This window comes from Staphylococcus sp. IVB6214, from assembly GCF_025558585.1.
In the GTDB taxonomy this organism is placed as follows: Bacteria; Bacillota; Bacilli; order Staphylococcales; family Staphylococcaceae; genus Staphylococcus.
In genome coordinates this window covers 90,673-109,770 of the sequence record NZ_CP094723.1, presented here as the reverse complement: position 1 = coordinate 109,770, position 19,098 = coordinate 90,673, and the positions used below count along the sequence as shown (strand labels likewise).

Sequence of the window (19,098 nt, the reverse complement as noted above, 5' to 3'; positions counted from 1 at the left end):
CTATTTTTTTCGTTCAAAATAATATATCTTAATTTCAATTTTTCTCTATTAATTCTAAAAAATGCTCTATCGATAGGGATTTTTAGAATAAAAATAGATTTTAATATATATGAAATTAATATTAAAATATTGAGTATTCTTAGTCCTGAATTAATTTCAATTGATCTCTCACTCAAATAATCATAGCTGCCATTATTAAGAAATAACAATACAAGAAAATAATAAATCCAACACTTTGTAAGTATCAATATATATATAAATTAATAATTCTATTTATTGCGGTAACATAATTAACTGATCTACTTGTACCATCAGTGTACTCTTTTTCATTCAAGGTAAATTTATACATACCTAGCCCTCTATAAATGAACAAAATGATAAGAACTATACATATAAATATAAATGTACATAAAATGAGATGGTCGTATATCAATGAAAATGTATGTAAGACTTTATTCTTCAAATCTTTATTTACAAAATTGCTTAATTTATCTATTCGGTAACCTAAACACCAAATTATCAACGCTATGCCAAATAATACATAATGAAAAGGTATAGAGAACCTTTTTTCAACATCATTTTTAAATCTATGATAATAACCTATTATATCTAATGTACCTATTATTAATTTCTTCTTTCAACAACTACTTAAAAACATTTTAGAGAATGCTTTCTGCTACTTCCATATTTTTATTTATGATAACTTTCTGCTTATCAGTTAATGATGCGGTTTTTTCTCATTTCCAAATTCTATAGATTCACAAGAACAAAAACATAGACTATCATCTATATAGTTGATAGTCTATGTGGTATCTAGGAGGTATAGTTATGTCTTATCAAGAAGTAGCAACAATATTAAAAGTTTTATCAGATTCAAGCAGGTTAGAAATATTAGATTTACTTTCTTGTAGTGAGCTATGCGCTTGTGACTTATTAAAACACTTTCAATTCTCACAACCTACACTAAGTCATCATATGAAGTCATTAGTAGATAACGAATTAGTTACAACACGAAAAGACGGCAACAAACATTGGTATCAACTTAATCATGCTATTTTAGATGATATTATCCAAAACTTAAACATCATTAATACATCTAACCAAAGATGTGTATGTAAAAATGTTAAATCAGGTGATTGTTGATGACCATTTTAGCAATTGTGATTTTTCTTTTAACTTTAATCTTTGTGATATGGCAACCAAAAGGTTTAGATATTGGTATTACAGCTTTAATTGGAGCTGTTGTTGCTATCATTACAGGAGTCGTAAGTTTTTCCGATGTATTAGAAGTAACAGGTATTGTTTGGAATGCAACTTTAACTTTTGTAGCTGTTATTCTTATTTCATTAATATTAGATGAAATTGGGTTTTTTGAATGGTCTGCAATACATATGGTCAAGGCTTCAAACGGTAATGGCTTAAAAATGTTTGTTTTTATTATGTTACTTGGGGCAATTGTAGCAGCCTTTTTCGCAAATGATGGTGCAGCTTTAATCTTAACACCCATTGTATTAGCGATGGTTAGGAATCTAGGATTCAATAAAAAAGTGATTTTTCCCTTTATTATTGCCAGTGGTTTTATTGCTGATACAACATCATTGCCCTTAATTGTAAGTAATTTAGTAAATATCGTTTCTGAAGATTACTTCGATATTGGATTTATTGAATATTTTAGTCGAATGATTATTCCTAATATATTCTCTCTGATTGCTAGTATTCTCGTTTTATGGTTATATTTTAGAAAATCTATACCAAAAACATTTGATACTGAAAATCTTACAACGCCTAGAGATGCAATTAAAGATCCCAAATTATTCAAGATTTCATGGATTGTATTAGCCATATTGCTCGTTGGCTATCTTGTTAGTGAATTTATTCATATTCCTGTATCAATTATTGCTGGTATCATTGCTTTTATCTTTGTGCTCTTAGCTCGTAAATCTAAAGCAGTTCATACTAAGCAAGTGATTAAAGGCGCACCTTGGAACATTGTGCTATTTTCTATAGGTATGTATTTAGTAGTGTTTGGATTAAAAAACGTTGGTATCACCACAATTTTAGCAGATGTATTATCCAACGTTTCAAGTTATGGATTATTTAGCAGTGTCATGGGTATGGGTTTTATATCAGCCTTTTTATCATCAATTATGAACAATATGCCTACTGTCTTAATAGATGCAATTGCTATCGGAAAATCGAATGTAGTTGGAACAATTAAAGAAGGTATGGTTTATGCAAATGTCATAGGTTCGGATTTAGGTCCGAAAATTACACCAATTGGTTCTTTAGCAACTTTATAGTGGTTACATGTTTTAACACAAAAAGGTGTAAAGATTTCTTGGGGAACGTACTTTAAAACGGGAATCATTATTACTATTCCAGTACTATTTATAACTCTCTTAGGTTTATACTTTACACTAGTTATATTTTAAGAAAAGAGACTTTAATTATGGATAAAAACACAATTTATTTTATATGTACTGGCAACTCTTGTCGTAGCCAAATCGCCGAGGGTTGAGGAAAGAAAATATTAGGTGAAGATTGGAATGTCTATTCTGCTGGTATTGAGACACATGGTGTTAATCCTAAAGCTATAGAAATTATGAAAGAAGTAGATATTGATATATCAAACCATACATCAGACTTGATTGATAATGATATTTTAAAACAATCAGATTTGGTCGTAACGTTATGTAGTGATGCAGACGATAATTGTCCTATTTTACCACCAAATGTAAAAAAAGGGCATTGGGGTTTTGATGATCCAGCAGGTAAAGAATGGTCAGAATTCCAACGTGTTAGAGATGAAATAGGTAATACAATTAAAGATTTTAGTAAAAACATCAAGTAAATACTTGATGTTTTTTAAAATTAATATCACTCGATAACTTCATAACGGGTTATACTGCAGCTCAAACTGTACCCGAACCGTTATTTACGTTTGCTTCATACATTGATAAGTCTATAGAAGGAATTGGAGGAGCAATTTTGGCTACTATTGCTATTTTATTTCCAGTATTTCTTTTGTTGTTTGGAATTTTGCCATTCTGGGATAATATTAAATCTAATATTTATGCTGAAGGATTTTTAAAAGGGATAAGTGCAGACGTAGTCGGTATTATTATTGCTGCTTTTATAACTCGATTTGGACTTCAAAGATTACATCAGAATTAGATTTTAATTTAGTCAGCTCATTGTTCATATTATTAATTTATTTTAAATTTTCTCTTGGGCTATTGTTTTGATAGGTATTATTTTAGGTATTCTATTTTATTACTATAAACAATAATTAAAATACTTATACTCTATATACACTCCTCTTATTTAATAATTAAGGGGAGTATATTATTTATCTAAATGTCTGTATAATGTGGCTCTACTTATATTTGTTGTTGCTTTTATCTCATTTAATGTATATTTCTTACTCATATACATTTCTATAGCATCTCTTAAACTTTTATCATCACGCTTAGGTCTACCAAGACTTTTACCTTCTCTTGTATAATTCTCTAACCCCATACGTGTTCTAAATTTTACAATATCACTTTGAAAATCAGTAATATTATGTAATGTTTTTATAAAATTTTCATTACTATCTGTAATAAGATTTTTATTTAAATTAATTACATATAATGAAACTCCTTTGGCAGAAAGTAAATCTAGTATATCTACTAAGTGTTTTGTAGAATCTGCAATAATACATAAGTCTGTAATATACAATATATCGCCAAAAACTAATTTTGAATTTAATAATGTATTTAGTTCGTTTCTTTTTTTATTATTAGCATGCATCTCTTCTAGAATATTTTTTGTATATATTCCTATTTTCTTTGTTTGTTCAGTAACACTATCATTTATTGTCACAGGTCTAATATAGCCATATTTCATTTTAATACACCACCTTACATAAAAAAGTATAACATATAGTTTCATTAAGGGGTATACATATGAAACTTATCTGTTATACTTTATAATATAATTAATATAAAGGAGAGAAAACGATGGTTGAAAAATTAAAATCTGAATGGCTTAATCAGCCCAGAAAGAATATACTTGCTGGTATCGTTGTAGCACTAGCATTAATACCAGAAGCAATTGCGTTTTCAATTATTGCTGGTGTAGATCCGATGGTGGGATTGTATGCAGCATTTATCATCGCTACTGTTACTGCTATAGTGGGAGGTAGACCTGCAATGATTTCTGGCGCCACCGGTGCTGTTGCGCTTTTAGTTACACCTTTAGTTAAAGAACATGGTGTTGAATATCTTTTTGCTGCTACGATATTGATGGGATTAATACAATTAATTTTAGGCATACTTAAAGTAGGTCGTTTAATGAAATTTATTCCCCGTTCCGTTATGATTGGATTTGTTAATGCATTGGGTATTATGATTTTTATGTCTCAAATAGAGCATATTTTTAATATATCTATAGCAACCTATATATACGTTATTATAACTTTACTTATTGTATATATAATTCCTAGATTCTTTAAAGCTATCCCTGCACCATTAATAGCTATAATTGTTTTAACGGCACTGTATATGTACACAGGATCTGATGTAAAAACCGTAAGTGACTTAGGCAATATTAAGCAAACTTTACCTCACCTATTAATGCCTAACGTTCCTTTTAATTTAGTAACACTTCAAATTATTTTCCCATATTCATTATCAATGGCTATTGTAGGTTTAGTAGAAAGTCTACTTACAGCTAAAATTGTCGATGATGCAACAGATACACACAGTAGTAAAAACAAAGAATCAAGAGGCCAAGGGATTGCCAATATTATTACTGGGTTTTTTGGCGGTATGGGAGGTTGTGCCATGATTGGACAATCTGTAATCAATGTTAAATCAGGTGCAAATAGTAGATTGTCTACATTTACAGCAGGTATCGTACTTATATTTATGATTATTGTTCTCGGTGGCGTAGTCGTTCAAATCCCGATGCCAATTCTTGCAGGGATAATGGTTATGGTTTCTATCGGGACTGTTGACTGGAATTCATTTAAGTATATAAAAAAGGCACCTAAAACAGATGCATTCGTTATGGTTTTAACGGTTATTATTGTATTAATGACACATAACTTAGCTATCGGTGTAGTTGTGGGTGTTATTTTCAGTGCTATATTCTTTGCGACTAAAATTTCTAAGATTGAAGTTATTTATAAAGAATCAGATAAGCAACATCGTTTTTCTTTTAAAGGTCAAATATTCTTTGTATCAATTGATTCTATGATGGAGCAAATTGACCTTAATATTGAAGATAGTGTCATAGTGTTAAATTTTGATCGTGCTCACCTATGGGATGATTCAGCAGTTGATGCCATTGATACGATTGTTAGGAAATTTGAAGAGAAAAACAATATTGTGTATGTTGAAAAATTAAACACAGATAGCCGAAAAATCGTTTCAGAACTAAGCCAATTAAATGAAAATCATTTAAATTAAGGAGTGTTTTTTATGTATAATTCAATTTTGCTTGCAGCAGATGGTTCAGAAAATAGTACACGTGCAGCTCAAGAGTTACTAAACTTTATAGGTGATTATACAATTGTCACAATACTTACGGTTGTAGATATTGATGAATCAAAAACAGATGTTTTACATGGTCAACAAGGAACTAATTTAACTCAAGAAAGAGAAAGTAAATTACAATCTATTAAAAATTTATTTGCAGAACACAATGTGAATTACGAAATTAAAATTGTTCATGGTACTCCAACAGATAAAGTGGTTGAAATTTCAAATAGTGGTGAATATCAAGCTATCATTTTAGGTACACGTGGCTTAAACAGTTTTCAAGAAATGGTTCTTGGTAGTGTAAGTCATAAAGTTGCTAAACGCTCTCAAATACCTGTAATTATTGTTAAATAATTTAATATTTAGATACATAAATAAAGTCAAAAGAGAACTGGACTTTGTATTAATGGCACTTAATATAAGAAAAGTAATAGCTCAACAAGCTAACTATAATCAAAACAATTATGAAAAATGCAATTTCTATATTATTTTAATAGAAATTGCATTTTTCGCTTGTCCGAGAACTTTATGTCCCGTTCTTTTTTATAACTTTATAAACTGAAACTTATAACCAATATTAATTTATTTAGTTTTCTTTGTGCCATTTAAGACAAAAATTTTATGCCATATAACTCCAAAACTGACAGTATTATCTACTAAATTAATGCTATTGCTTCCAAGTTGAAAGCTTGAAACAGCCTTTTTAATTCATTGAACACCTTTAGGCATAATACTTTTCATATCTTTGCGTGAACTTTTTAAACTTGATACCTTAATACCAACTAAAGTCCATAACGGTTGATAATAATGATGTTCAGCCGCATCTATAATAGCTATTTTCCATTTAAGCTTTGATTTTTTAAAATAGTTCGATACCACTATTATACTAGCTGTACAACCACCCACAATAACAATTTGATAATACTTACTTATTTTAATGATTCTGGAAAACCTTGATAGCCTTCGCTAATATTCACGACATTTTCAAAGCCTTTGTTTTCTAATATACCCACTGCGATTGAACTTCTAACACCTGACTGACAATGTACGTATATTTTAGCCTCTTTATTAAATGGAATATTTTCATTTAATAATTTACCATGCGGAATATTGACTGCTTGATCTAAGTGCCCATTATTCCACTCTTCTTCATTACGTACGTCAAGTATAGATTCTTCTTTACCAGTCATATCAACGCTATGGATGGATTGTGTTAAAATTTCTGATTTTGGTAAACGATAACCTGCTACATTATCAAAGCCAATTAATTGTAAAGTATGCGCTGCTTGTTCAACGGTAGATTTATCACCAATCAAATCTATATTTTTTTCATAGTCTAAATACCAACCGATTTGGTTAATAAAGTTTTTATTGTAAGGAATATTGATTGTACCTTCAGTATGACCGCCATGAAAGGCTTCTTTACTACGAAGATCAAAGGCTATTCTTACATTATCTAAACTAGGAAAAATGTTGTATGGTTGATACATGTTCATACCAAACTGATTAATTTTTTTCATCTGTGCAAAGTGATGGGGTGGCGCTGGTTGATTTGATGTTAATGTTTCAACAAATTTAGATTCATCTGTCACATTAAATGCCCAGTTATTTGTTTTTTCGTAACCTAGCGTAGACATTGGTATGGCACCTAATGCTTTACCACATGGGCTTCCAGCACCGTGTCCAGGCCATATTTGAATATAATCTGGTAAATCTTTAACACCTTCTATAGATTGATACATCTGTTTTGCGCCAATCTCTGTAGTACCTTCCATTTGTACTGATTTTTCTAGTAAATCAGGTCTATCGATATCACCAACAAAAATAAAGTCACCACTAAATAAACCCATTGGAACACTTGAGCCGCCACCTTCATCAGTGAGTAAGAAACTAATACTCTCCGGGGTATGTCCTGGTGTATGCAATACTTCTAATTTAATATTACCTACTCGAATAATATCTTGATTTTTAACAAAATGTGTTTGTTTGGGCATATTTTTATAACTTAATTGCTCATCGCCTGCGCCAGACACATATATATTGGCGTTTAAACGTTTTGCCACATCTCGAATTCCAGAAGCAAAATCAGCGTGGATATGTATTTCTGCAGCTTGTGTAATTTTAAAACCTTCGCTATCTGCAACTTCGATATATTTTGTTAAATCACGAACAGGGTCAATTATTATTGCCTATCCTGTACGTTGACAGCCAACTAAATAAGATGCTTGAGATAAATGATTATCATAAAATTGTTTAAAAAACATAAAAGGTGGATTTTATAATCAACTTAGCCACCTTTAGACAAAAAAACGCCACGTGAATTTCATGTTATTATTGAGGCTACCAGACCAAATCAATAAAGGAATGAATTCACATGACGCATACTTATTCTAACATGACAAACCATAAAGGAACACACTTATGTTATGAAGAACGTGTTCAAATAGAAACACTTAAAAATTTAGGTTTTTCAAATCGTGCAATAGCGCGTGAATTAGGACGTGCACCTCAAACAATCAATAACGAAATTCATCGAGGAACAACACGTCAAATTAAACGACAAAAACAACAACATAAAGTCTATGAATATGAGACGCAAATTTATTTTTCTTCACTAGGTCAACAACGTTATCGACAAAACAGACAACAATGTGGTGCTCAGCCCTTATGGAAGAAGAGCCCATTATTTATTCCATGGGCAGATCACCTCATGAAAAAGAAACGCTGGTCACCTGAAGCAGTCGTGGCATATGCTCACAAGGAACAATGTTTTGAAAGAGAAGAAATCCCTTCAACAACGACAGTATATGCTTGGATAGATCAACAAATCATGGAAACTAAGAATATTGATCTACTAGAAAAATTAAAAAGACGTCACTCTACTCAGAATAGCTACCATAATCAACCACACAGTCGAGTGCTCGGTCCAAGTATTGAGACACGTCCTAGTGAAATTGAATCACGTCAGTCTTTTGGTCACTGGGAAATAGATACCATAATAGAAACTAAAGACAAGTCAAAGCCAGTTATCTTAACACTTGTTGAGAGACAAACGCGTTTTGAAATACTAGAAATAATAGAGAGTAAAAGTGCTGATGCGGTGTCTCACGCATTGAAAAACTTATTTGACTCCTTAGCCGAAAAAGCACCAAAAATCTTCAAATCTATCACATCTGACAATGGTTCAGAATTTGCATCGCTGTATGAAGAATTTGGCCATATGATAGAAATATACTTCACACATCCATTCTCATCATATGAACGTGGGACAAGTGAAAACCAACATAAAATGATTCGTCGTTTTATTCCAAAAGCACATGATTTATCCAATGTTCAAAAACACTTCATAAAAGCCATACAACAATATATGAATGACTATCCTAGAAAGACTTTAAATTACAACACAGCTCATCATAATATGGCAGAAAGTTTAAAGCACCTCAATCTGTATGAATCTTTCCAAAGCTAAAATCTTAGCTTTGGTTACCTGTTGAGTATTAATTGATTAAAACCAATCAATCCTCAACAGGTTCGAATACGGTTAACCCTTGTGTACACCTCAGTCATTATAGGTGGCTAACTTAAACTTGAAATCCTCGACTTATATTTTTATATAAATTATATATAATTATAAATAATTTATATAAAAAGAATTTACATTGACATTGTTGTCCGTTTATCATATGTATAATTATATTAAATATAATAATTTGGAATCTTTTAGTGTTGTCATCATTTTTAAATACTCTAATGGAAAATCATATTGATTTAGACATTGCAGTCCAAATTTTATTTTTTACGTATCATTAAGTATACACCATATTAGGATTTGTGATCTTAATTATTCAATTTATTTAGCTGTAACTGAATTCCTTCAAATTGGCTTAAGACGTATGTATCATGTGAAATAATGATTAATTGTGTCATCTTTAAGGAAATCAACATTTGAAGTATATCTTCTTCATTAATGATATCTAAATTGGTTGTTGCTTCATCCAATATGAGGATTTCTGGTTCTAATATTAAAGCTTTAGCTATCCATACCCGTTGAAATTGACCACCACTTAACGTTGAAACTTTTTGATTAAGTATATTGTATGGTAAGTTACACTGATCAAGTACTGTTTCAATGCTTGATGTATAACGCTGTTTATCAATCTTGTAATTCTTAAGTGGTTCTAATAGTGTAGCTAATACCGTTTTACGTTGATTTAAGGTATCGCGTTGATATTGTGGTACATATTGGATGTGCTTCATCCACTCTTTAGATGTATAAGATTCACGTAAGTTCCCATTAAGATATAATTTGCCCTGATAATCCGTATCTAAGCCAGCGATAATCTTGGCTAACGTAGATTTACCACAACCACTCTCACCACTTATGAGTAAGTGTTGGTCATTAATTGTACATGATATCTCTTTAAATATTAGTTTCGTATCTATATATTTGGTTAGACTCTCTATTTTAAGCATAAGGTTGTCTCCGATGTGCAATCGTAATTAATTTTTTCGTGTAACTATATGTCGGCTTAGTTAAGATTGACGCTGCCTCACCACTTTCTATCAATTGACCTTGCTGCATAATGCTAATATGCGTGGCAAATTCTTTCACTAAGTTAATATCGTGTGTGATAAAAACGATGGTCATTTGGTAGCGTTCTTGTGCCTTAAGAAGGTAATGCATAAACTTTTTAACATTTCCTTGATCAAGTGCACTCGTCGGTTCATCTAAAAATAAGTAGTCCGGACGTCTAATTAATGACATTATAAAGGCGACACGTTGTGCCATACCTCCACTAAGTTCAAAGGGATAACGCTCAAGTAAATGTTCTCCTTGCCTTAAACCAAGTAATTGCATCATCTGTAAGACGTCCTCCTTAATACACTGTTTAGTCAGATGTGTCCGATTGGCTTCATAAATGTATTGGAAATGCTTAGCTAATGTTATATTTTGAAACATATTACTTTGAACATCTTGAAACACTGCATCTGTTTTAGTTAAATCGATGTCAATATCTCCTTGATAACATAATTGTGGTCGTTTCATTCCAAGTATCGTTCTTGTTAACAATGATTTCCCACTGCCACTTTCACCTATAATGCAATGAAATGCACCTTTAGTTACTGTCAAATCAACATCTTTTAACAATACTTTTTTTTGATCTAAAATCGATAATTGATTGACGTTGACTACCGTATTTACTGCGTTATTTTTTTGTTGATGATTTGACATAATAAGGCGAAACCTCCTAACAATACACCAGGAAAGAAGAAGAGCCACGGTGCGCCGTTGAAATAACTTTTCCCATCAAAAAGAATTGTTCCTAACTCAGGCGTCGGCGGTTTAATACCTAGTCCTAGAAAGGCAAGACCAGATATGCTGAGCATCATTTTGCCAAAGTCAGCCGTTACCAAAGCGGATATATTACTCAATAAATGTGGAATCACATGTGTTACTGTCGTTTTGAATGTTGAGTTCCCACTCAATCGTGCATATTGAACAAATGGACGTTTTTGAATATCTCGCGTTAAATTTCTGAAGTAACGTAAATAACGTCCTATCCATCCAATCGTTAAAGCAAGTATCAAACCTATCATGGAGTTACTTACTAAACTTAAAATGACTAATGCGATAATAAATGACGGAATAGCCAACAACATATCGGCAACAAACATAATGATTTGATCTAACCATCGTCTTTCTATGCCTGCAATTAAGCCAAAGATAAGTCCCATACAAACACTTAATAGAATCACTATACCTGTTAAACTCAATGTGACAAGACTACCGACAATCAGTCTTACTAAGAAGTCTCTGCCTAATTGATCGGTACCCAACCAATGTTGTCCATTAGGTGACTCAAGTGGGTTCAAATGTTGCGTGTCTTGCATTAAACCATACGTCACTAATACAACTATCAAACTTAATAGTGAACCTATTGCGATGTACGTTTGATATTTTTTCATCACATCGCACCTCTTTTCTCATTGCCTGACTGCTGGGTATGACGTCGTCGAAGTCTAGGTTCATTCTTCAAGATAATCACATCGCCTAAATAATTCATTAGCATAATAAAGACGATGATAAAGATGACAATGCCCTGAATTAGTGGATAATCTCGTTGGTTAATAGCATTAATCAACAATTTACCTATTCCAGACATGCTGAAGATGACTTCAAGTATTACGGCTTTTCCAATTAAATGAATGACACTGTTAATTGAAATGGTCATTAGTGGTGCAAATATCTCTTTAATTTGTACGATGATACGCGCTTTTAACGAGAAATGTCTTAACTGCGCAAGTTGATACGCATCTTGATCTAACGTTTGCGCCATCAAATGTGCTGTCATCAATAAGATATGACACCCTTCTATAACAACAATTGTGAAGATTGGCAGCACAAAGTGTTGCCATGAACCACTACCTACAAATGGTAACAATTGCCAACGTACTCCTAAATAATAAATGAATAAAATAGCTAACCAGTATTCCGGCATTGAGGTCATCACTTGGGCGAATCCACGAATTCCATTAGCGTAACGTGTATGCGGACGCGTCCCAACGAAGTAACCAACAATATAGCCAAATGGCAACATGATACAACTAGAGACAATGATTAGCACAAGCGTTGGCATGATAGCTTCCATTATCATAGCGGTAACCGCTTCGTTGGTACTAAAGCTGTATCCTAAGTTGCCCGTAAGTGCATGTCCAACCCAATCGATATATCTTAGTAACACATGTTGTCCTAAGCCAAGTTTATGTTGTGCCGCTTCAATATTGTCTTGCGTAATCGACGTATAACCATGACGTTGTAGATACAGAATCGCTGGATTACCAGATGTCTTCTCAACTAAAATGAAGATAATAAACGAACTTACGGTTAAATAAAGTATGAATTTAATTGTACGTTTGAGCATTGTTATTCATTAACTTTCAACGCTTTATAATCAATTGGTGCATCCGTAAGTCCAGAGAATTTGAATTGTTTTACTTTATCACTCACTACAAATGTCTCATTAGGATAAGCAATTGGCACACCATAATATTGTTGATTAAAGTGTTTAAATATGTCATCAAACGAACGCTGTTGGTCTTCTTTTGATACAGTTGATGGGAAATCGTCTAGCTGTTTCGTTAATGTTTCATCATCAGCTAACACCCCTGGTTGACCATCATTATTTTTAAACACTGAACTCATAAAGTTGTAAGGCATTAATGCATCTGAATACGTTCTATAGAAAATCAAATCATAGTCTTTTTTCGTCCATAATGTATCATAGTATGATTGTGAATCTAACGTCTTCACATTTAACTTAATACCGGCTTGTTTAAGCTGGCGTTGCACTTTTTCTGCTTTATCTTTCCAACTTGGGAACTCTGCAGTTTGAATGACTAAGTTAAATGATAAAGGTTTGCCATTCTTTTCAAAGATGCCGTCATCGTTTTTATGATAGCCTTCTGATTTAAGTAAACTTTCAGCCGCTTTCATATCATAATCGTGTGGCTGTTGATTATCTTTAGTCACAAATTGTACGTTCTTCTGGAACAGACCATTTACAGATTTACCCGCAATATCTTTCGCATCGATGCTCTTACTTATCGCTTCACGAATTGCGCGATGATTTAATACATCATTTTTAGGGTTAAATGCCATAAAGTGACTTACTGTGCTAGGTCTATCTTCAATCGTTAAGTTCTTATTTTTCTTATCTTGTTTGATTTGTTCATCTGAGAGCATTCCTAAAGCACCACCAGAAATATCTACAGAACCACTTTGTACTGCAGAATTTCTTGAGTCCCCATCTTCAATCGTTTGGAATGCAAGATGATAATTGACTGGGTGACCGTTGTCGAAATATTTATTTGGCTTCATTGTCGTTTTTTCTTTCCCAGTTTTATCAACAACAAATGCACCTGTTCCAATCGCTTTTTCAAATTTACCGTTTACTTTACCATCTTCTACTGAATGTGGACTCATAATACGCAACGGTCTCACTTGTGTTAATTCATTTAACACTTGATTTGATGGAGATTTCAATCTAATTTGGACCACGTGATCATTTTTAACAACGACCTTATCTAATTTTTTTAACGTTTCTACAGTCGTATCTTTATTAATCGCTTTCGCACGATCAATCGAAAATTTCACGGCCTTAGCATCTAATGCTGAACCATCTGAGAATTTAACGTTCTTTTTCAAATGGAATTCATAAACTTTTCCTGATTCATCAACGCGCCATTTATCTGCTAAACCTGCTTTAAAGCCCTTATCTTTGTCGTATTTAACTAATGCATCATACACTGCACTATAAACGGGCATCGCTGCATCATAGCCTTGCGCGTCAAGTTTATCCGCCTTTGCTTCAGTAGGTAGCGATACCGTAACATCTTTATCTTCTTTTTGACCATTGCCACAACCTGCTAATAAGAGCGTAACACTTGCTGCTACCGTCATTAATATACGTTTCTTCATTTCTCAGTACCTTCTTTCACTCTTGCTTTGATTAAAAATGATTCTTCATATAATGTTTGTAAATAATCATTCGGTGATAAATAAAAATCGCTATAATGTGTTAAATCAATCACGTCAGGTACAGGCTCTTTCATTACTGCAACTTCAAATCCTGCATCCACAAAGCTATCAACGATATGTTTTAGAGAATGATTCTGAGACGGTGTGGCACCATATTGATTAATCGTGTCATCCATAAACTGACGACTCGAGTTATTAGTTAAATCCGCGAATGAAGCGTAATAAACGCCACCTGGTTTCAATACCTCTTTTAAATCTTTCGCATGTTGCGGAATATCCTCTATTAAGTACAAGACAGACGTACTTACAGCCGTATCAAATATGTGCTTCGTTTCTTGTGGTTTATCTGTTAAATAGTATGTAAGTGGACGTTGTCCTTTTAATGTCTCTGCTTTTTCCAAAGATAAACGTGCTAAATCGATGCCAACACCTTCTTTAAACGGTGTTGTATCGTATAATTGTCGTAAAAATCCGCCTTGATTACATCCCACATCTAAAATCGTTTTCCCTTCGATGTCAGATCTATCAAGCATTTCTATCGTTCTCTCCCAAGCTTCTTGATGGTCTCGTGCCATATCATCATCTGATTCTTGACCTTTTTGCCACCAAACGTCATAACTATCAGTCATTTCATTTTTCTCCTTACTTTAAATCGTAATTATTACGTTTTAAATAATACTATACTCTATCAATTTACACAATAAACTTTTTATCTCATAGCTTATTACTTAGTTTTATTACATTTATGTATATCTGTAAGAAAAATGATATAAACTATAAGTCTTATAGTAGTCAAAACACTTCAGACCATTAAAATTATGAAAAATGACAGCTATTAAATTGATACTTGAGTGAATGATGCTTTACCAAAAGTTTTCGACTAACATTGGTATTATCAAAAAATCTATAAAAGCTGTAAATTTACAAAATTAATTGAGTAATTGAATAACAGAATAACAAGTGTTAATAAAATAATCATAATTGCTAATAGATAAATAAACATTAAACGTCTTAATAAGATTGAAACGTTTTTTACTTACTTTTTGATTTATCTCCAGGATTAGCCATTTTTCTTATCTATTTATTTATAGTTTATTGTATATTTAGAGAAAAATAGAAAGGGATTTAAGAATGTTTAAAGTTAATAAAGATGAAAAGCAGCTAGTTAAAGCAGTAGTTCAATTACTTAATATAGCTTCTGAAAATTTAGAATTTAACGAAGAAATATTCATTAGCTCAAACCAAATGCTAAGTGCGCCATTTATCACTAATAAAATAAGCATTGAAATAAAAGATGATTTCAAACATGTTATCAATCAATATGGCGCACACGCTGGTTCTGTCTTAATACTTAACCGATTATTCGACGCTTTATATAAATTTTTGAAATATAGTTACGATCAAGAAATGCTAGATGAACAATTCGAACAGGTAAAAGAAGAAATCGTATCATATTTTATTGATAAAGAAAGCGTTACTCGTTACTTATAATATTTCTTACTACAAGATAACTTAATTGATTTAATTGATAAAGAAATAAAAAATATAAAGATAGCCATTACTTTCGGTGGATCAAAGGAATCTTTAAACTATCGATTTCATTTAACTCCTATTGTAAATAATATTGAATCTGTTGTTGCAAGATTAAAACAACTCCCCCAATCTAATATGAAGAATGCAAAAACTTACAGCCAATATGAAAAGATTCGATTAAGCAAATTAACTAAATCCTTAGCTGATACCAGTGAATTCAATCCAAATGGCCATTTCTATAGCGGTATTCAGTTTAAAAGAAAAGATATTCAAATAAGCTATTATGCGACGATGAAAAGTTATATTAGCTCAACCTCATCAATAGAAATGCCTACTAAGAAAGACCTGGATAAGGATATTGATAATTTAATGAAGCATGTTGCTAAAGAACAAGATAATGACTTTACTAAAGCATTTTATACATTTAATGATACTTTACTAATAATAACCAATTGTACGGTCAATAGGTTATTACTGTCTAACACGTATTGGCAATTATTAAATCACAATAAAAAGCTTTTATCTAAGTATGAAAATTCTAAAGCAACACTCACTCATACTTTATCAGAGACATTTATTGACACATTACTTACTTCTAATAATTCTAAAGAACTACTCAATGAAGATTTTTCTAAAGTAGTTGAACTACTCTCAAATATAATACCTAAGCATTTAATTATTTTGAGAAATAGCACTACTTATAGTTTAGAGGACCTTTTAGATGCGGATTTTCTCGATAATTATAATTTAATATTTCATTTTAAAAAGAGGGCATCTTACTACCCTTTACATCAAGTGTTTAAAGATTTTTATATTTATTACTTTAAAGGTTTCAATGATTTAAGAACATTAGCAAATTACACTCGAATTTTAATAAAGGAGGAAATGTACAACAGTTATACTAGAAACAAGTGCTTTGATATATTTGAATTTAATGATTATTTACATACTAAAATTAACAACTTTAATTTCAAAGATATAAAGTCTAATAGTAGTAAAGATAATACTTCTCAATCTCTAAGTATTTATCAGGATAAGCTATTTACGAGTTTAAATCATATACATTCTAAGAGCACATTTTCATTATTTGATGACGTTAATTTCTTAAACATCTATAAATCAAAACTAATAAGTAGTCGTAAATAAAAAATTTATATATTTTTTATTAATAGGCTGATAACTGATTTATTAGTAAACATTCATTAAAGTTGCACATTAATCAATTAGTGATTCTAAAGCGCAAACACTCATTCAACACTGTGTTTGTGCTGTTTTTTTAGGTTATTTACTAAAATTTCGAATGTGAAAAATTAAATAGGAAGATCAGTACTTTCTTTATATACTCTGAACATAAACAACAAGAACTAGTCATAGAAATAAAGGGCATATTAAGAAAGGATGTTTAATCAATGAAAGAAAAAAGAAACGAACAAGAATTACTATATGAAGGTGTAAAGATAGTTACTAAGAAGTTATCTCCAAATACAGATTATTCTTTTAATGAGTTAAAAAATATGGCAATAAAAATGCCACAATTTAATAATATGGATCTTTCAATTAATGAACAAAGAGAGGTTGGACGTCGTTATAGTTCATGGGTAAAAAATGTCCTCAAGCAAACGTTATTATAATCAACCGTAAATCAAATCGTAATTTAATTTACCGTAAGGTCAGTACAAATAATATTAGCAACCCTTCGAAAGGGGGTGTTCGCTAATGAGTCATCATGACTTTTTTAAACGATTTCCATACCATATAGATTCAATGGGATGTCATAAAACTATTCTACCTAAAAAAGATGGAGATGAGAAAAAAGTGGTGACTATGTCTAGTTGTATCACTGTTGAAGCTAAATTTTGGCATACCTCAGAAAATACAGAAAAGATAATTATTTCTAACGGTAAAGATAAAGAACATACATTTGAATCTGATATTTTAACAACTCGAAAGTTACCTTCCTTGGTTAAATATGGTCACAGTATCAATGAAAATTATATAAGAGATTTGAGCTATGCACTACAATTAATGCGTGATGAACTGCCCACTTCTGATTTATATGATGGCTCGGGCATCATAGAAACACCCCACGGTTATATTGTAATGATAAATACAATTTATACATCTAAACAATATGATCAATTATCATCTTTAGATCCTATTGTCGATAGTGCTTATCTATTAGAGTCTAAAGGTACATTTAAAGATTGGTTAAATAGGTATATTAACGAAGTCAAAGGTCATCTTCTTCTAGATTTAGCGGTCGTATTTGGAATTTCTGCCTTAGTGACAAGCTTTCTGAAGTACAAACGTGAAATCGAATTTGCAGGAATTATTTTTAGTTTTACAGGCCAGTCATCAACTGGTAAATCAACAGCGGCAGCTTTAGCAGTATCCGTCGCTGGAAATCCAACTAAAGGTAATCAAATACTTTTTCAAAGTTGGAATGCCACACGTAATGCACTTGAAGGTTACTTGAGTAACAATTTTGGTGTACCTATTGTATTTGATGAACTCTCATCAGCAACTTTTAAAGATACAACAGGGTTATTGTACTCTATCACTGAAGGTCAAGGGCGTCAAAGTTCCAATGTACATGGAGAAGTTAAAACGCCTAAGAATTGGGGCACTTCTATGATTTCAACCTCTGAATACAGTATCTTTACTGATTCTGCCCAAAATGATGGTTTACGCGTGAGAACTATTGAAATTAATGAACGGTTTACTAAAGATGCAACAAATTCTGATAATATTAAAAATCTGTGGCACTAAACTATGGTTATCTTTTACCGTTAGTAGCTAAATATCTTATAAACCGTGAAGATGAAGTCATTCAATGGTTTCAAGAGGAGCATCATTGGTTTAATGAAACATTGAAAGATGAAACAAATAATACTGGTGTTCGTATGTTTAAGCGATATGCGACTATCACTACTTCTGCCAAGATTCTAAGTCGTGTTTTAGCTACTGATATTGATATTGCTAAAATAAGAGACTACTTTATTGATTATCATGCTCATACAGTATCTGAACGATCACTGGCAGATAAAGCGATTGAAGTCATTACGTAATCTGTAGCTCAAAACCGTGGTAAATTTTCTGATGACAAAGCGTTAAAGAATATGACTGAGAACCATGGACTAATTGCCTTAAAAGATGAGTATATCGAAGTCAAAATCATTGCGTTTGTATTTAAAAATATGTTGGCAGAACATCACTTCCAAGATGTCAACAATGTCGTGAATGCACTAAGGGATAAAAGATTTATCGAATCTGACCATGATCGAATTATAACAAAAAGAACAGTCAAAGATGACAATGGCAAAAAACAGTCACTTGTCTTTTACCATTTAAAGCTAGATTCAAAATATGCGTCTATTTTTGATCTAACTAAAGATGCTGAACCTATTAAAGCTGAAATTAACTTGGATAACAAAAAGATGCTTGAATCATTGAAAAAACAGAATGATGATTTAATTGATTTTTAATAACTTAAAGATGAAA

The 19,098-nt window shown here is 31.8% G+C and carries 15 protein-coding genes and 5 pseudogenes; 12 read left to right on the top strand and 8 right to left on the bottom strand.

Translation table 11 applies throughout. The features are described from left to right. Positions 1–828: 828 nt before the first annotated feature. From arsR to MUA51_RS00515, 4 genes and pseudogenes are all read left to right on the top strand, one after another. Complete coding sequence (gene arsR, locus MUA51_RS00530) at positions 829–1,143, top strand: As(III)-sensing metalloregulatory transcriptional repressor ArsR (protein WP_262559971.1); 315 nt, start codon at positions 829–831, stop codon at positions 1,141–1,143. Next, positions 1,140–2,432 (top strand): annotated as a pseudogene (gene arsB / locus MUA51_RS00525) (arsenite efflux transporter membrane subunit ArsB). The gene arsR and the pseudogene arsB overlap by 4 nt, the downstream one beginning before the upstream one ends. 17 nt (positions 2,433–2,449) lie before the next feature. Continuing rightward, a pseudogene (gene arsC, locus MUA51_RS00520) lies at positions 2,450–2,851 on the top strand (arsenate reductase (thioredoxin)). Between the two features lie 23 nt (positions 2,852–2,874). Then, complete coding sequence (locus MUA51_RS00515) at positions 2,875–3,174, top strand: chromate transporter (protein ID WP_346657954.1); 300 nt, start codon at positions 2,875–2,877, stop codon at positions 3,172–3,174. Between the two features lie 171 nt (positions 3,175–3,345). Here MUA51_RS00515 and MUA51_RS00510 read toward each other — a convergent pair whose 3' ends face one another. After that, positions 3,346–3,888: a recombinase family protein gene (locus MUA51_RS00510; RefSeq protein WP_262559970.1), complete on the bottom strand. Its 543-nt coding sequence runs from the start codon at positions 3,886–3,888 to the stop codon at positions 3,346–3,348. Between the two features lie 113 nt (positions 3,889–4,001). Between MUA51_RS00510 and MUA51_RS00505 the strand changes: the two genes are divergently transcribed. The 3 genes and pseudogenes from MUA51_RS00505 to MUA51_RS00495 all read left to right on the top strand — a co-directional run. Beyond that, the gene (locus tag MUA51_RS00505) at positions 4,002–5,453 is read left to right on the top strand and encodes a SulP family inorganic anion transporter (protein WP_252559394.1); all 1,452 of its coding nucleotides are present in this window, start codon (positions 4,002–4,004) and stop codon (positions 5,451–5,453) included. Between the two features lie 12 nt (positions 5,454–5,465). Next, complete coding sequence (locus tag MUA51_RS00500) at positions 5,466–5,879, top strand: universal stress protein (RefSeq protein ID WP_252559391.1); 414 nt, start codon at positions 5,466–5,468, stop codon at positions 5,877–5,879. Between the two features lie 10 nt (positions 5,880–5,889). Then, positions 5,890–6,082, top strand: a pseudogene (locus MUA51_RS00495) (IS5/IS1182 family transposase); the annotation flags it as partial. Between the two features lie 372 nt (positions 6,083–6,454). Here the strand turns inward: MUA51_RS00495 and cstB are convergent. Then, a pseudogene (gene cstB / locus MUA51_RS00485) lies at positions 6,455–7,789 on the bottom strand (persulfide dioxygenase-sulfurtransferase CstB). Between the two features lie 110 nt (positions 7,790–7,899). Between cstB and MUA51_RS00480 the strand changes: the two are divergent. Next, positions 7,900–8,994, top strand: a complete 1,095-nt coding sequence (locus tag MUA51_RS00480) for an IS30 family transposase (RefSeq protein ID WP_262559967.1) — start codon at positions 7,900–7,902, stop codon at positions 8,992–8,994. 368 nt (positions 8,995–9,362) lie between these two features. Here MUA51_RS00480 and MUA51_RS00475 read toward each other — a convergent pair whose 3' ends face one another. Genes MUA51_RS00475 through MUA51_RS00450 form a run of 6 tightly spaced genes read right to left on the bottom strand, consistent with a single transcriptional unit; the run spans position 9,363 to position 14,693 of the window. Continuing rightward, the gene (locus MUA51_RS00475) at positions 9,363–9,998 is read right to left on the bottom strand and encodes an ATP-binding cassette domain-containing protein (RefSeq protein WP_262559965.1); all 636 of its coding nucleotides are present in this window, start codon (positions 9,996–9,998) and stop codon (positions 9,363–9,365) included. Then, a complete protein-coding gene (locus MUA51_RS00470) occupies positions 9,991–10,758 on the bottom strand; it encodes an ATP-binding cassette domain-containing protein (RefSeq protein ID WP_262559964.1) in 768 nt (255 codons plus the stop codon). Before MUA51_RS00470 ends, MUA51_RS00475 begins: the two co-directional genes overlap by 8 nt. Further along, positions 10,725–11,492 carry an ABC transporter permease gene (locus tag MUA51_RS00465; RefSeq protein WP_262559963.1) on the bottom strand — a complete coding sequence of 256 codons (768 nt, stop codon included), beginning with the start codon at positions 11,490–11,492 and terminating at the stop codon, positions 10,725–10,727. The genes MUA51_RS00470 and MUA51_RS00465 overlap by 34 nt, the downstream gene beginning before the upstream one ends. Continuing rightward, positions 11,492–12,448, bottom strand: a complete 957-nt coding sequence (locus tag MUA51_RS00460) for an ABC transporter permease (RefSeq protein ID WP_250396298.1) — start codon at positions 12,446–12,448, stop codon at positions 11,492–11,494. Before MUA51_RS00460 ends, MUA51_RS00465 begins: the two co-directional genes overlap by 1 nt. 2 nt (positions 12,449–12,450) lie before the next feature. Beyond that, complete coding sequence (locus MUA51_RS00455) at positions 12,451–14,004, bottom strand: ABC transporter substrate-binding protein (RefSeq protein ID WP_262559961.1); 1,554 nt, start codon at positions 14,002–14,004, stop codon at positions 12,451–12,453. Then, entirely contained in the window at positions 14,001–14,693 is a 693-nt protein-coding gene (locus tag MUA51_RS00450; protein WP_262559960.1) for a class I SAM-dependent methyltransferase, read from the bottom strand. The genes MUA51_RS00455 and MUA51_RS00450 overlap by 4 nt, the downstream gene beginning before the upstream one ends. A gap of 502 nt (positions 14,694–15,195) precedes the next feature. Here MUA51_RS00450 and MUA51_RS00445 point away from each other — a divergent pair. From MUA51_RS00445 to cch1, 4 genes and pseudogenes are all read left to right on the top strand, one after another. Continuing rightward, positions 15,196–15,555, top strand: a complete 360-nt coding sequence (locus tag MUA51_RS00445) for a hypothetical protein (RefSeq protein WP_262559959.1) — start codon at positions 15,196–15,198, stop codon at positions 15,553–15,555. Between the two features lie 177 nt (positions 15,556–15,732). Then, positions 15,733–16,743, top strand: a complete 1,011-nt coding sequence (locus MUA51_RS00440) for a hypothetical protein (RefSeq protein WP_262559956.1) — start codon at positions 15,733–15,735, stop codon at positions 16,741–16,743. Between the two features lie 263 nt (positions 16,744–17,006). Continuing rightward, the gene (locus MUA51_RS00435) at positions 17,007–17,228 is read left to right on the top strand and encodes a hypothetical protein (RefSeq protein ID WP_262559955.1); all 222 of its coding nucleotides are present in this window, start codon (positions 17,007–17,009) and stop codon (positions 17,226–17,228) included. A gap of 85 nt (positions 17,229–17,313) precedes the next feature. After that, positions 17,314–19,082 (top strand): annotated as a pseudogene (gene cch1, locus MUA51_RS00430) (cassette chromosome replicative helicase). Positions 19,083–19,098: the final 16 nt, after the last annotated feature.